Below are 14275 nucleotides of genomic sequence, written 5' to 3' on the forward strand. Positions count from 1 at the left end.
TGAAGTGATTATTGTTCATAAACTCATAACTCTATCTTACGTGATTCGTCATTGATTCAAATCGTACGCCAGATTGAATTTGTTCTCCTTCTCAGGTTGGACATAAAAGACCTCACTAATGCCTATGATGAGCGCGCTGATCCCAATCTCTTGATTGAGTATGGACTTATAACCGTCATTCATGAACCTTTTGGAGATGGCTCCTAGGGTACTTCCGCATATAATGGAAAAACAATTGATCAATATACCAAGCATGATTTCACTCCTGAATTCACCAAACTGAGTTTAGAACATCGTCGACTTCTTTGATTTTTGTGACAGATGGTGTTTGAATTAGATTTCCTTTGACCATGACCATAGCGATGTCTGACAAGGCCTCGATATGTTCCAGCGGGTTTTCCTCCATAATAATCAGATCAGCATGTTTCCCGATATCCACCGTTCCTGTTACATCGTCAACACCGAGGATCTTCGCATTGGTTCGAGTCGCCATGTCGATGACCTGTTTGTTGTTCAGGTTGGCCTGTCTCATGAAGTGGTCCATCTCTCTCCACATATCATAGTGAGTCACGTAAGGCATGGCGGCATCAGTACCGATACCAATGGTGATATCGTTTTCGATCGCTTGTTTTACACCTTTGAGCATGGAATCGTAGACCAGTCTGGAATTCTCTTTTACCGTTGCACTTACATTCGTTACGCTGGTATCCAGTGAAGCGGATGGATAGGCGGCTTGCAGGGTGGGGATGAGTGAGGTGTAGCCATTCAGGGCATTGGGATTTTTTTTGTACAAACGAATGATTTCGTCGTTCATCTCCGAACCGTGTTCGATGGTATCGACGCCACCTTGTAACGCAACTCTTACGCCTTCCGTGCTTTCCACATGCGCTGCCACCCGCAGGCCGATCTTATGCGCTTCATCGCAGATCGCCGCAACTTCATCCACCGTCATCTGTAAACGGCCAGCTTCCCCGACCATTTTCGCATCCGTCACGCCACCCGTCACACAGATTTTGATCAGATCCACGCCGTGTTTCACATTGATGCGAACATTTTTTCGTACTTCCCACGGGGAATCGCCCACCAGAGCCAGGAATGGAGCACCGTGTCCGCCCGTTACACTTAGGAAAAATCCGGAGACAAGCAGAGTAGGGCCGACAAATTCACCGTTGTTAATCTCATCCCGCAGAAGGACGTCAGTGTAAAAGAATTCCCCTACACTGCGCATCGTTGTCACACCCGCATGGAGTGCAGTCAGTGCATTGCGTTTCATTCGTTTTTTCAAAACGTTTCTACCAAACTTGGTGTTCAATATCCGATCATAGGCAAACTGCAACATGCCTTCACTGACCGAGAGACTGAACGGTTTACCGTCTGCAAAGAGGTGCACGTGGGCGTTAATCAATCCAGGCATTACGTATTTCCCTGAGAGGTCGATGGTTGTGTAGTGACTTGGGATAAGCAGTTCGTTATCTTGGCCTATATTCTGAATGAGACCTTGCTCATTGATGAGAATCGTCATGTTTCTTTGCGGATAGCGGCTTGAGTCGCCGTGGATCAGATTGACGTTTTTTAATGCGTAAGCGGTGTTCATGTTGTGTTCCTCCTTAGAATGTGGGGGTGAAGCTATATAAGTTGAATGATGGGTATGTACACTTGTCACTCCGATGACAGAACAACCTTCGAATCGCTGTTATCCCCAGATTTTTTTGATACCCTCTTATTAGGGGGAAATCCGGTGATAGCTTATGCTTCCGATGTAGCTTTCTTTCAGAAAGCTTTCAGGCGAACGCTTCGCTTCCTCTGGTTATTTCTGTCCTCTCCGTTATTGTGTAAAGGTAGGTTTAACTTAAATAGTTTGGTAAATGGTAGATACTTGACTTAAAAATGAATTATAAATTCATTTTTAAGTCAAAAAAATAGAGTGTCTTAATGTTAGAGGTTTTTTTACGTGCAAACCAAGTAAAGTTGATATGATCTGCACGCTTTGTTTTTTCAGCATGGGCTTGGGTTGTTATTCGTTGAGGCTCTTCATACCGTACAGTCTGTATACATACAACGCTTCGAATATTTGCTTCCGGCTATCTTCACTCATATCTCGCTTCAACAGATCCAGATTCATATCGATCACATTGTGCGCGAGGATGTTTAGTAAGATCAAATTCTCTTCGGTTCCGATCTCATATCGTTTATATTGATTCTTTAGATAGGCCTTCTTGGTTTCGATCATCAGCTCAACAAGTTCATTCTTGGCGTTGGTGTAGATGGTGCCTTTATTCTTTTCAAAGATGATCACGATCTGATTCCGGTATTTACGTAGCACATCCACCTGTTCCTGTAACAGCGCCGACTTTCGCTCGCTATCCGTTTCCTCGAACAAGGTCTGGTTATCAAAGTGAATCGTCTCCACCAGTACATTTTTCAGATAATCCACCAAATCCGGCGGCACGACGGCGTAAAAAAGTTCTTTCTTGTTCTTAAAATAAGTATAGATATTGCCCACGGAAATATGGATCTCATCCGCGATATCGCTCATCTTGGCATCCACATAGCCTTTTTCAAAAAAAACCTTGAGTGCCGCGTATTCAATCTCTTTCCTGACCTCGTCTTTCTTGGCTTGCACCATCGGGAACGACTCCTTAATAGTGAATGGTTAGTTCGTTATTAGGTTAGTGTTTTTGTGGGGATTTGTCAATCGAGTGAACGGAAGGAGGATTGAAAAGATTGTTTGGGAAATGCCCTTGTATCCTGTCACACACCAGAGGATCTGGCTCCTCTGAAAAAATCCCACTGGACAACCGCCTATGTGGATCACTTAATTTGCAAGAATGTTGCTCAAGGTTATACCGATGGTCTATTTTAAATATTCAATATCTTACATGAAAAGAGAATTGTACATTATTCAGCAAAATTCATTACTTCATTTATATATAAGGAATCTTTGCCAGCAGGGTGTAGTCAAAAATTGAAGATCACTAAATTTTTGGATTGTGAAGAGGAAAGATAACCCCTTTAGCCAATCGGGCCATTACATTACGTGTGCGAGAATGAACTAATTGCACTGTATCGTCACAAACTCTGGTACACTTAACTATTGTGAAATATAGAAAAAAGAAAAATCTATACATTAGAATTTCATTAAATAGAGCTAACTCCTAGTTTGGATTTTCAGGAGTGGCTATTTTTTTATTTTAAGTAAAACCGACCTTTTGTGACAGCATTCGACAGTAGTTCCTTGGTATAGTTTTAATAGGTCTAAAGTTACATTCGCATATAACTAAAGATCATCTAAAAATTTGGTTTACTATACGGAGGGGTTATCATGATCGAAGCGGATAAATCTTTAGAACTATTACAAGAAGCACTGGGGGAAGAGGCGCAGTTTCATCCATATCAGTATGAAGCTATTGAATCTATATTAAATCTCAGAAGAACTTTAGTTGTACAGAAGACCGGTTGGGGCAAGAGCGTAGTTTATTTTATTACAACTAAAATTTTTAGAGAGCAGGGGAAAGGAGTAACTATTTTAATTTGTCCCTTAATTTCTCTTATGCGAAATCAAGTTAAATCTGCTGCACGTTTTGGTTTAGTAGCTGAAACTATAAATTCTGAAAATACTGATGATTGGGAGAGGATTTTTGAAAGTTTATTGAGAGACGAATGCGATATTCTACTGGTATCTCCAGAAAAACTTTCAGATATTCATTTTCGACAGATTCTATCTGAAATACCTCTAGGAATTGGACTATTTGTTGTGGACGAGGCACATTGCATTTCTAACTGGGGGCATGATTTTAGACTAGACTATAAACGAATCGTTAGTATCGTTGAAAACTTGCCTTCTAATGTTCCTGTCTTAGCAACAACCGCTACTGCTAATGATAGAGTAGTAAAGGATATACAGAAGCAACTAGGTCATGATTTACATACAATCCGAGGGCCTTTAATTAGAGAGTCATTAAGAATTCAGACTATAAATATGTATTCACAAGCTGAGAAGTTAGCATGGTTAGCTAGTAACATTCCTAATTTTAAAGGTTCAGGAATTATCTATTGCTTAACTACTTCCGACTGTAAAAAGGTTACTAACTGGCTAAGATTTAAAGGTGTAAATGCTCAAGCATATTATGGGGATGTATCTAAATATGAGAATACGGAAAGAGCTGTGCTAGAGCAACGTTTAATTGAGAATAAATATAAAGTTCTTGTCGCAACCGATGCATTGGGCATGGGATTTGATAAGTCAGATATTTCTTTTGTAATTCACTTTCAAATACCGGGTTCAGTAATAGCATACTACCAGCAAATAGGGCGTGCAGGTAGAGGACTATCAGAAGCGACCGCCATTTTGTTAACAGGGCCTGAGGATGAAAAAATTCAAGAATACTTTATAAAATCGGCATTTCCGTCAGAAGAAATAATAGAAATTGTACTGAATATCATTGAAGAATCTGAAAAGTCAATATCAGTATACGGCATTTTAAAAGAATGTAATATCTCACAGCGTAAGGTTGAACAGTGTATAAAATTGCTTGAATTAGAAAGAATCATCTCTAAAGAAGGGAGTGGTTATATCAGAACACCAGTTGAATGGTTACGAATTAATAATGCCGATGAAGTAACAAAACAAAGATATGTTGAAATGGAAAGAATGAGGTATTTAAAGCAGACACAGGATTGCTACATGGAATTTATATCTAAAGAACTTGATGATCATACTGCTGAACCTTGCGGACGTTGTGCGAATTGTCTAGGTGGTGAAATTGTACCAAGTACAGTTACAGAGGTACAGATTGCTGAGAGTATACATTTTCTAAATGAACAATTTCTCTCAATTAAGGTTAAGAAACAATGGCCATTAGGAGGAGTAGGTAATCTTAAGGGACGTATAAATGTGGATATCCAAAACGCTGAAGGTAGATCTCTCTCATTATATGGGGATTCGGGTTGGGGTGAACTAGTAAAAGAAGATCGTTATCTTAATGGGGAATTCAGGATTGAATTGGTTAAAGCAGCAGCAGAGTTTATCCGTCAAAAGTGGAATCCAGAACAACCCATTGAATGGATTACTGCTATCCCTTCAATTAGACATGAAAGTCTTGTTAAAGATTTCGCTACAAAACTTGCTCATGAATTAAACCTACCGTTTCATGAGCAAATTATTAAGACACAACATACAGAGGAACAGAAGAATATGCGCAATAGTAGTATGCAGGTACGTAATATTGCAGATTCATTTGTAGTAAATAAACCCTGTCCCTCAGGAAATGTCCTGTTAGTTGATGATATAATGAATTCAGGTTGGACTTTTACAATGTGTGGATATCTGCTTAAAATGGCAGGTAGTGGCGTTGTATATCCATTTGCATTAGCCTCAACAGCCAGTGGGAGTGATATTATTTGATAAAAAAGTTAAATTCAGATAGTTACGCTTTACTATTACTTTGTTCGGATATTGCCCTGCTAGGGAAAGAAGTTAAGCCTTTCACTTTAAAACAATGGGATGATTTTTCTAAAAAGCTGTTAGATCAAGGATTACGTCCCGCTGTGTTTCTTGATAAGGATACGGAATTGTGGGAGTCACGACTTAAAATGACTCACATTGAAATTGAACGAGTAAAAAAACTAATTTCTAGGGCAGCTCAGCTTGGATTGGAACTTGAGAGATTAAGCCGTTTAGGAATATGGGTAACAACCCGAGCTGAAACTAATTTCCCCCAAAGGTATAAAAAAATTCTTCGAAATCAATCCCCTGTGTTTATTTATGGCTCAGGGGACCTAGAACTTTTGAATGAAGGGGGGACTGCTATCGTAGGATCTAGGGATGTTGATGAGCAAGGTATTAATTTTACAAAGAAACTTGCTGAGAGACTAGCTATTGAAGGGGAAGTAGTGATTTCTGGAGGGTCAAGAGGTGTTGATAGAATCGCAGAAATGGGTGCGATGTCCCAAGGTGGCAGAGTAGTTTCTGTTCTTTCTGATAGCATGGAAAGAGTTATTCTCCAAAAAGAGATTCGTAATCGTATACTACAGAAACAGCTATTAGTTATTTCAGCATACCATCCTAGTTCTCGTTTTAGAGGATATACTGCTTTAGAACGAAATAAGCACATTTACGGCTTATCGAACTACGCAATAGTTGTTGCTGCTGCAACACAGAAAAGCGGTACTTGGTCGGGGGCATCTGAAAATTTAAAAAACGCATGGGTTCCACTTTTTGTTAGGGAATCATCCATTCCCTTAGTTGGAAATGAGTCTCTTTTGAAATTAGGAGGTATTTCTTTTACTGAAGATATATTTGAACAAGAAAAGAGCATCATAAACTGGTTGTATGATAAGTCTAAAAATCCATTAATAAATATGAACACTTTTGAGACACATGAGAAAGTTGATCTATTTCAAATAGTGTGGCCTCATATAGAAAAATTACTTCACAAGGAGCGTTCCTTACAAGAGCTAAGTCAAATCCTTTGTACTATTCCTGATCAGATGCGGATATGGATGGAAACTGCTGTAAAGTTAAATCGGGTTAATAGATCGAGCAAAGGTTTCAAAATCGCAAAAAAAACTATAGATAGTGAACCACTTGAACAGCTGAATTTATTTTAACATTGATGCAACGAAGTGATACTCAAATTGAGCTATCACTTTTCTTTTTAACTTGCTTATAAATAGAAGGGTACGCTGAAGAGAAATTTCATTAATCGTAATCATATTTAAATGGTTTGAAGGTCTTCTACTTCAGCAGTATATGCATCGACATCTCACGCATTGGTTCGGAATATGAAATATCATAAACTATATAATTCTATGGTACGCCTCAACGTACCACCTTCATCTTACTTTTCATGTTACCCTCTCCTTAAGAAAGGAGAGGGTAACATGAAAAGTACCAACAGCGAAGACATCGCTTCACAGTACGCACGACTCATTAAGCAACAAGACGATTACGTCAACCAATTGGTCACATGCAAAAAACTCATCCTGGATGCCATGGACATCATCGCAAAGCAGGCAGGTGTGCTAGAGATGGATACCGTGAAACAAGCTGCATATCACCTTCATTCCATGGAACAGGATCTGAACCGAAAGCTATTTAAAGTCCGACTGGAGAAGAGCATCTTGGCAAATCAAATGAGTCATTCTACATAAAACCACCTTAACTAGTGGACAGCGCAGGATCATATTAGATGATCTTGAACTGTCCTTTTGCCTTTCTATCCAAACGTTTTCCGCCTTCAATTAAGCATTGACTTTCCTCCCAAATCCCCCTACACTTCAATTATTAAAATACTTTTAAAAACATTCATTGAATGGTTCGAAATGTATGAAAGGAGGCATATAACTAACGATGTTACCAACATCACACAACACCCAACAGGTGAAGCGCATTAATGTTGAACTGGTGAAAAATACACTCCGATCCATGGGCGTAGGTACGAAAGCTTCCATTGCGAACTTGACCAAACTCAGCGTAGCGACATGCGGTACGATCCTTAACGAGTTACTCCAAACTGGTGAGATTATCGATCTGGGCCCGGATGAATCGAGTGGGGGAAGACCTGCCAGTCGATATCAATTCAATGCGGACTATGCAAGTGTGCTGTGCCTGATTATTAGAACGGAGGGCGGCATTCACTCAATCACACATACATATGCCAATCTGAACGGAGAGATGGCGGACGAACAGACACTCTTTTTGGATGAGATTAATGTCCCGGTGGTAGAGGATCTAATTGCAAACCTGATCGAACAACACCACAATGTGCAGGCGATTGGTATCGGGATACCTGGTGTGGCACACAACGGTGTGATTGGCATTTGCGACGTACCGGATCTGGCGGGTCAACCGTTAGGACCAAGGCTCAAGGAACAGTATGATGATGTGGAAGTAGTCATTGGGAATGACATGAACCTGACGGTCTATGGACTGTACAACCAGCAGCAATTTGAGGAAGAGAAGAACTTTGCGGTGGTGACTTTTCCGGAAAATCATTTTCCGGGTGCAGGCTTTATCATTGATGGTCGTCCGCTCACAGGGAACACTCAATTTGGGGGAGAGGTATCTTTTCTGCCATTTGGCGTGTCACGGGAAGAACAACTGCGAATGTTGAAAACGACGGAAGGGTTGCAGGAACTGGTGGTACAGACGCTGGTATCCATTATCGCGATCATTAATCCGGCTACGATTGTGGTAACAGGAGATACGATGGACCAGGCCATGCTGGATGGCCTGACTCAAGGTTGTCTGGACATGATCCCACAGGAGCATATGCCGGGGTTGATCATCCAAAGAGACACTCGGCGCGAGTATGTGACTGGGCTGGTCGCTGTTACACTGGAGAGCCTGACCTACCGCATCCAGGTAGTTGAGAAACAGTGGTAAAGGAACTGAACGTCAATCAGAAGGATGATCTCTCATCAGAACGGATAAGTTGTAGTAACCCTGTTATATAAAATGAACTATTTCATTAAACAGGTAACGGAGAGGACAGAAAAAAACTGAAAAAGCGAAGCGGTCGCCTTTATCACCGGATTTTCCCTTTGGAGAAGGGAATTCAAAAAATCTGGGGATAACAGCGATTGGAAGGTTATTCTGTCATTGGAGTGTCCAGTTTATGACCCTTGTTTCAACTTATATAGACACAATGGAGGAACTTATTTTGAATCAGCAAGCAGGTACAGAAGGAAACAAGAAAAAGTTCAACAAACTGTATGCCATGCAACTGGCAACGATTTTTTTGGGATTTATCGTATTCGGCATATCGGAAAATATTAAGGGACCGGCCATTCCGCGCATTCAATTCGACTTCAATTTGGATGAGAAACAGCTCGGAACATTGTTGTCCCTGAATGCACTGGGGTACCTGATCGCCTGCTCCTTCACTGCCATCCTGGTACGCAAATGGGGCATTAAGGCGGTTAGCATCATTTCGTTTGCATCGATGATTCTCTCGGGTGTGTTCATTTACGTATCTCATACATATCCACTTTTTGCTTCATCTTACTTCTTCATGTACATCGGAAACGGCATGCTGGAGATTGCGCTGGCGATTCTGGGTGCGCGGATCTTTGTGAAAAACACAGGTACGATGATGAACCTGTCCCATTTCTTCTATGGGCTGAGTTCAACGGTTGCACCTTTGCTCGCGACAGGGGTGATGTCCTTGAGCGTGTTCGGACACGTACTGGACTGGCGCGGCATGTATCTGGTGATGTTGTCACTCTGTCTGCTGCCGATCATTGCGGCGCTGCGCAGCAAATTCCCGGGGGATGATCTTCCTCATGAAGATCGGACTTCACTCAAGACGTTAACACGAGATCCAGCCATCTGGCTGATGGTGCTTATTCTTTCTTTTGGCGTGGTATCTGAACTGGCGGTTGGAGGTTGGCTCGTTAACTTTCTGGAGAAAGCCTACACGTGGGACACGGTCAAAGCATCTGGGCTGCTGTCTGCGTTCTTCCTCAGCTTCTCGTTGGGCAGACTGTTGCTAGGGCCGCTTACGGACCGGATCGGATTCGTATTGTCGCTCATTTTATTCTCTGCTTTCTCGGCGGTATGCACATTCATCGCTATTGCAGGCGGAGAGGGGCTGGCATTCTTCTTTGCCGTATCAGGAGCGGGTATTGCGATGATCTATCCAACAGTCATGGCATTTATCGCACGCAGATATCCAAACGGCAGTGACACTGCGATTACGTTCACAGTTACCCTGATGGGGATTGGTAGTGTCATCGGTAACTATGTAATTGGTTGGGTAATTGAAGGCGTGAAGAATGCGTATGGTCCAACCACTCAGCTTGGGTTATTGCGCGGACTTCAAGCAGGGTACGGATTCATCGGCCTATGCGCTGTGATCTGTGCGGCATCTGGAGTGGTTTTGTATGTGTATTTGAAGCGGAAGCAGGAACTGATTTAGCTATCATTTTTCCATAACAGAAATCAGAGAATGAACTTAACAAATAAAGGATGAACTGACGAAGTTTCTTTAAGCAAGCGGTAAAAGATAGGAAATATACATTAAGGGCAGGTACTTCGGTATCCTGCTCTTTTTAGCTATGCCCTTAATCTATCATATGTTTCAAATAAATGAGTTGTAGTTCTTTCGGAGCGTAAAAAAAGTAGGATTCATGATGGAAAATGTAAATTAAATGTTAAAGCCCTATTTTTTGAAGTTTCACAGAACTATATGAAAATATTTTTTTACGCATATGGGAACGAAAGTGACAAATACTTCGACAAACTAGAAAAATATGTACGAATTGACAAATATAAAAGTGATTATATAATGTGTGTATCTATAAGATTGTACATTAAGTTACAAATGATTCCAAAATAACAAAACGGCGGGAGTGAGCGTTTATCATGCATCAACCTTCAACGGTGGCACAGGTTCTGACAAGCTTTATGACTCCAGATGAATAAGAACAACTTGTAGATGAGAGGAGCCATGTTCGTTTATGCTGCTACGAATGCTGAGAAATGATATCACGAGAAAAAAAGGGATCACAGCTGCGCTGTTTATTTTTGTACTGCTGGCTGCCCTGCTGGTATCTTCGGGATCACGGATGATTATGGAATTGACGAGTTCCATTCAATATCTGTTCTCTGAATCCAAGGCACCACATTTTGTACAGATGCACGCTGGAGAATTGGATCACGCCAAAGTAAACACTTGGGCCGATGGTCAATCCAACGTAGCCCAGCATCAGATTGTAGAGATGGTCAATATTGATGGCGCCAATCTGTTTCTTGGTGCAGAGTCGGAGAAAAGCAGTGTAATGGATATTGATTTTGTTACACAAAATCAGGATTTTGACTACTTGCTGAATTTAAACAGTGACATCATTCAGGTTAACGATGGGGAGATCGCGGTTCCTGTATATTACATGCAGCAAAGACAATTAAGCTTAGGAGATCAGGTTCAAATCGACAATGGACAATTTCAACGTTCGTATACCATCGCTGATTTTGTTCGAGATGCTCAGATGAATCCTTCCGTTGTTCACTCCAAACGTTTTGTGGTGAGTTCGAATAATCTGGAGGAACTGAAGCAGGGCGTCGGGGAGATGGAATATCTGATCGAGTTTCGCCTGAAAGATCCTGGACAGACAGGGGCGTTCACCCAAGCTTACCAAAATGCAGGCCTACCTAATGCCGGTCCGGTCGTAACTTACGGTCTGTTTCAGTTACTGAATGCCATGACCGATGGTGTAATCGCAGCCGTCATCATATTGGTCAGTCTTGTGCTGATTCTGATTGCGATGCTTTGTATTCGGTTCACGATGCTGGCAACGATTGAAGAGGATTACCGGGAGATCAGTGTCATGAAGGCCATTGGAATCGCGGAGAAAGATATCAAGAAACTATATCTCATGAAGTATATATTCATGGCAGGCCTAGCTTCCCTGCTGGGGTACGTTGCATCACTTGGTGTAAACAGGCTGTTTGTCGCAAATATTTTGTTGTATATGGGCAAAGCCCCTGCAACTGTGCTGCATTTCGCCGTGCCATTGCTGGCTGCCGGTTTGATCTTTGTCATGGTGGTGCTGTTCTGCCGGACGGTATTGCGGCGGTTTCGTTCCATTTCTGCGGTGGAGGCGCTGCGGACAGGAAGTCTGGGAGATACGCAGATCATTCGCAATCGCCTTAGTCTGTCCCGAAATCGCTGGTCTTCCGTACCTGTCTTTCTGGGACTGAAGGAAGTTGTACAGCGAATCAAAATGTTTCGTTTGTTATTATTTGTGTTTGTCGTCAGTTCGTTCATCATGATTGTACCGATTAACTTCCTCAATACCTTGCAGGCACCAAGCTTTATTTCCTATATGGGCGTAGGACAGAGCGACATTCGTATCGACTTGAGACACACGGACGATGTGGAGCAACGCTATGATAATCTGATCACCGAGATCAAAAATGACCCGAGTATCAAAACGTATTCCCCACTGGTAACCAGCCAGTTCAAGGTTCGGAATGCGGAGGGCAGCTATGATAATCTGAGCGTGGAGACCGGGGACTTCAGCATTTTCCCTTTGTCCTATGTCAGTGGTAATGCACCAGCAGCCGGGAACGAAATTGCATTGTCGGATGCGAACAGCAGCGAGCTCGGACTGAAAACAGGGGAACAGCTCACCCTGCTGGTAAACGGTAAAGATCAGGTCATGACAGTCAGCGGTATCTATCAGGACGTGACAAACGGCGGGAAAACAGCGAAAGCTCTGCTGCCATACAACAAGGACAGCGTTCTGTGGTATGTGGTCAGCCTTGATCTGAAAGATCGCGGTCAAATGGCGACCAAAATTGCCGAATACGAGACGTCCTTCGCTCCAGCCAAAGTGACGGATCTCCAAGGTTATCTCGATCAGACGCTCGGAGGAACCATTCAACAATTAAAAATGGTGACCATGCTGGCCTTGGCCATCGGTGTATTCATTTCGATATTAATTACTTCGTTGTTCCTTCAAATGTTGGTAGCAAAGGACAACAACGATATTGCTGTATTGCGAAGTCTCGGTTTTGCCTTGTCCAAGATAAAACTGAAGTATGTGGTGATGTCGCTTATTATTTTGGTCGTGGGCGTTGCTGCCGGAACGGTACTGTCCAATACGCTCGGGCCGTTGCTTGTCAGCAGCATCATGTCCACCTTTGGTGCATCCAGTATTGTCTTCGTAATTAACCCGGTACAGGCTTACATTCTGTGTCCGTTGTTGCTTGCAGGCACTATCGTATTGACGGCTTGGATCAGCATCCAGTCGATCAAGGAAACTAGCATATCCAAAATGATCGTGGAATAGGGGAGAATCAGCGATGACAACGATACTAGAAGCAAAAAACGTGAATAAATCCGTAGCAATCGGCGAGAATGATGAACATAGCATTTTGAAAGATATCAATCTCCAGTTAAAAAAGGGAGAGTTCGTCTCTATTATGGGGCCGTCCGGCTCAGGCAAGTCTACATTGTTGTACAACATTAGCGGCATGGATCAGATCAGTGGCGGGAGTGTCTATTTTGACGGCAAAAAAATATCGGCATTTCAGGAGAGTGATCTGGCCAGTCTGCGCTTGACCAAAATGGGGTTTATCTTTCAGAACATTCATCTACTCAAAAACCTGAATCTGCTCGACAACATTGTGCTTTCCGCGTATCTTGCCAAGAACAGCAGCAGGGATGCAATTAATACACGGGCGATGTCACTCATGAAAAAGATGGGGATTGACACGCTGGCTCATCACAACATCACGCAAGCTTCAGGGGGACAGTTGCAGCGGATTGCCATTTGCCGAGCGTTGATCAACAATCCGGATATTCTGTTTGGGGATGAGCCGACAGGGGCACTCAATTCCAAGTCGACACACGAAATAATGGATATTCTGGGGGACATCAATGCTGCCGGTACAACCATTCTCTTGGTAACACATGATGTCAAAGTGGCCGCCCGATCGGAACGTGTACTGTTTATGATGGATGGCAAGCTGGTTGCTGACAAAAATATCGGAAAATATGCAAGAGAACGTCAGGATCTGAAAAACCGGGAAAGCCATCTGTCACAATGGTTAACCGAAATGGGGTTCTAATCGGAGAACTTCACGACTAGAATAGACCGACAGTCGGTCGAATGGATTGGAGGACAGAAAATGAGATTGATCAAAAATCCGGAAGAACGCAGAAATGAAATATTGGATGCCGCCGAGATTCTGTTCGTGACAAAAGGGTACACCAAAGCAACTGTCATGGATATCCTTCAGGCTTGCAGCATTGCGAAGGGTACCTTTTATTATTATTTCCAGTCCAAGGAAGAAGTAATGAACGCCATCGTCATGCGTTTTATTCTGAACGGTGAAGCATCAGCCAGACGTGTGGTATCTGATCCGAACCTGAACGCGCATGACAAAATTTTTCGCATTATTATGGCGCAGAATCAGCCTGATGACAACAAGCTGGGACTGATTGAGCAACTGCACCATGTACAAAATGTGGAAATGCATCAAAAGAGTCTTGTTGAGACAGTTCTTCGATTAAGTCCTATCCTGGCTGAAGTGGTTGAGCAGGGCATCGAGGAAGGAGTGTTTCACACACCCAATCCCAGGGAATCGATTGAATTTTTACTGGTATCCTCACAATTTTTACTGGATCAGGGCATTTTTCAATGGGAGGAAGATCAGCTTCTCAAAAAAGTGGAAGCTTTCGCTCATATCACAGAACGTGTTCTGGGAGCGGAACAAGGAAGCTTCGCCTATGTTACCCGTTTGTATTTTCCTCATCAAGCCTAAACG

The 14275-nt window shown here is 42.5% G+C and carries 11 protein-coding genes; 8 read left to right on the forward strand and 3 right to left on the reverse strand.

Annotation, left to right across the window (positions count from 1 at the left end; translation table 11 throughout):
- Window positions 1-48: 48 nt before the first annotated feature.
- The 3 genes from ACR1R9_RS03535 to ACR1R9_RS03545 form a co-directional block, all read right to left on the reverse strand.
- The gene (locus ACR1R9_RS03535) at window positions 49-255 is read right to left on the reverse strand and encodes a DUF554 family protein (RefSeq protein WP_076287886.1); all 207 of its coding nucleotides are present in this window, start codon (window positions 253-255) and stop codon (window positions 49-51) included.
- Between the two features lie 16 nt (window positions 256-271).
- Window positions 272-1594: an amidohydrolase family protein gene (locus tag ACR1R9_RS03540; RefSeq protein ID WP_433921734.1), complete on the reverse strand. Its 1323-nt coding sequence runs from the start codon at window positions 1592-1594 to the stop codon at window positions 272-274.
- 420 nt (window positions 1595-2014) lie between these two features.
- Entirely contained in the window at window positions 2015-2626 is a 612-nt protein-coding gene (locus ACR1R9_RS03545) for a TetR/AcrR family transcriptional regulator (RefSeq protein ID WP_339297699.1), read from the reverse strand.
- 696 nt (window positions 2627-3322) lie between these two features.
- Here ACR1R9_RS03545 and ACR1R9_RS03550 point away from each other — a divergent pair.
- The 8 genes from ACR1R9_RS03550 (at window position 3323) to ACR1R9_RS03585 (ending at window position 14272) form a co-directional block, all read left to right on the forward strand.
- On the forward strand, window positions 3323-5404 hold the full coding sequence (locus ACR1R9_RS03550; protein ID WP_326066079.1) for a RecQ family ATP-dependent DNA helicase: 2082 nt from the start codon (window positions 3323-3325) through the stop codon (window positions 5402-5404).
- Window positions 5401-6609: a DNA-processing protein DprA gene (locus tag ACR1R9_RS03555; RefSeq protein ID WP_326066078.1), complete on the forward strand. Its 1209-nt coding sequence runs from the start codon at window positions 5401-5403 to the stop codon at window positions 6607-6609. The genes ACR1R9_RS03550 and ACR1R9_RS03555 overlap by 4 nt, the downstream gene beginning before the upstream one ends.
- A gap of 273 nt (window positions 6610-6882) precedes the next feature.
- Window positions 6883-7152, forward strand: a complete 270-nt coding sequence (locus ACR1R9_RS03560) for a hypothetical protein (RefSeq protein WP_433921733.1) — start codon at window positions 6883-6885, stop codon at window positions 7150-7152.
- 199 nt (window positions 7153-7351) lie between these two features.
- On the forward strand, window positions 7352-8386 hold the full coding sequence (locus ACR1R9_RS03565) for an ROK family protein (RefSeq protein ID WP_433921732.1): 1035 nt from the start codon (window positions 7352-7354) through the stop codon (window positions 8384-8386).
- A gap of 334 nt (window positions 8387-8720) precedes the next feature.
- On the forward strand, window positions 8721-9920 hold the full coding sequence (locus ACR1R9_RS03570) for an MFS transporter (protein ID WP_099857223.1): 1200 nt from the start codon (window positions 8721-8723) through the stop codon (window positions 9918-9920).
- A gap of 553 nt (window positions 9921-10473) precedes the next feature.
- Window positions 10474-12795, forward strand: a complete 2322-nt coding sequence (locus ACR1R9_RS03575; protein ID WP_433921731.1) for an ABC transporter permease — start codon at window positions 10474-10476, stop codon at window positions 12793-12795.
- A 13-nt stretch (window positions 12796-12808) separates the two neighbouring features.
- Entirely contained in the window at window positions 12809-13576 is a 768-nt protein-coding gene (locus tag ACR1R9_RS03580) for an ABC transporter ATP-binding protein (RefSeq protein ID WP_433921730.1), read from the forward strand.
- A gap of 60 nt (window positions 13577-13636) precedes the next feature.
- Window positions 13637-14272, forward strand: coding sequence for a TetR/AcrR family transcriptional regulator (locus tag ACR1R9_RS03585; protein WP_076287896.1), 636 nt, complete (start codon window positions 13637-13639; stop codon window positions 14270-14272).
- Window positions 14273-14275 lie beyond the last annotated feature (3 nt).

Origin of the sequence: Paenibacillus taichungensis (assembly GCF_050994985.1) — a bacterium.
Lineage (GTDB): Bacteria > Bacillota > Bacilli > Paenibacillales > Paenibacillaceae > Paenibacillus > Paenibacillus taichungensis.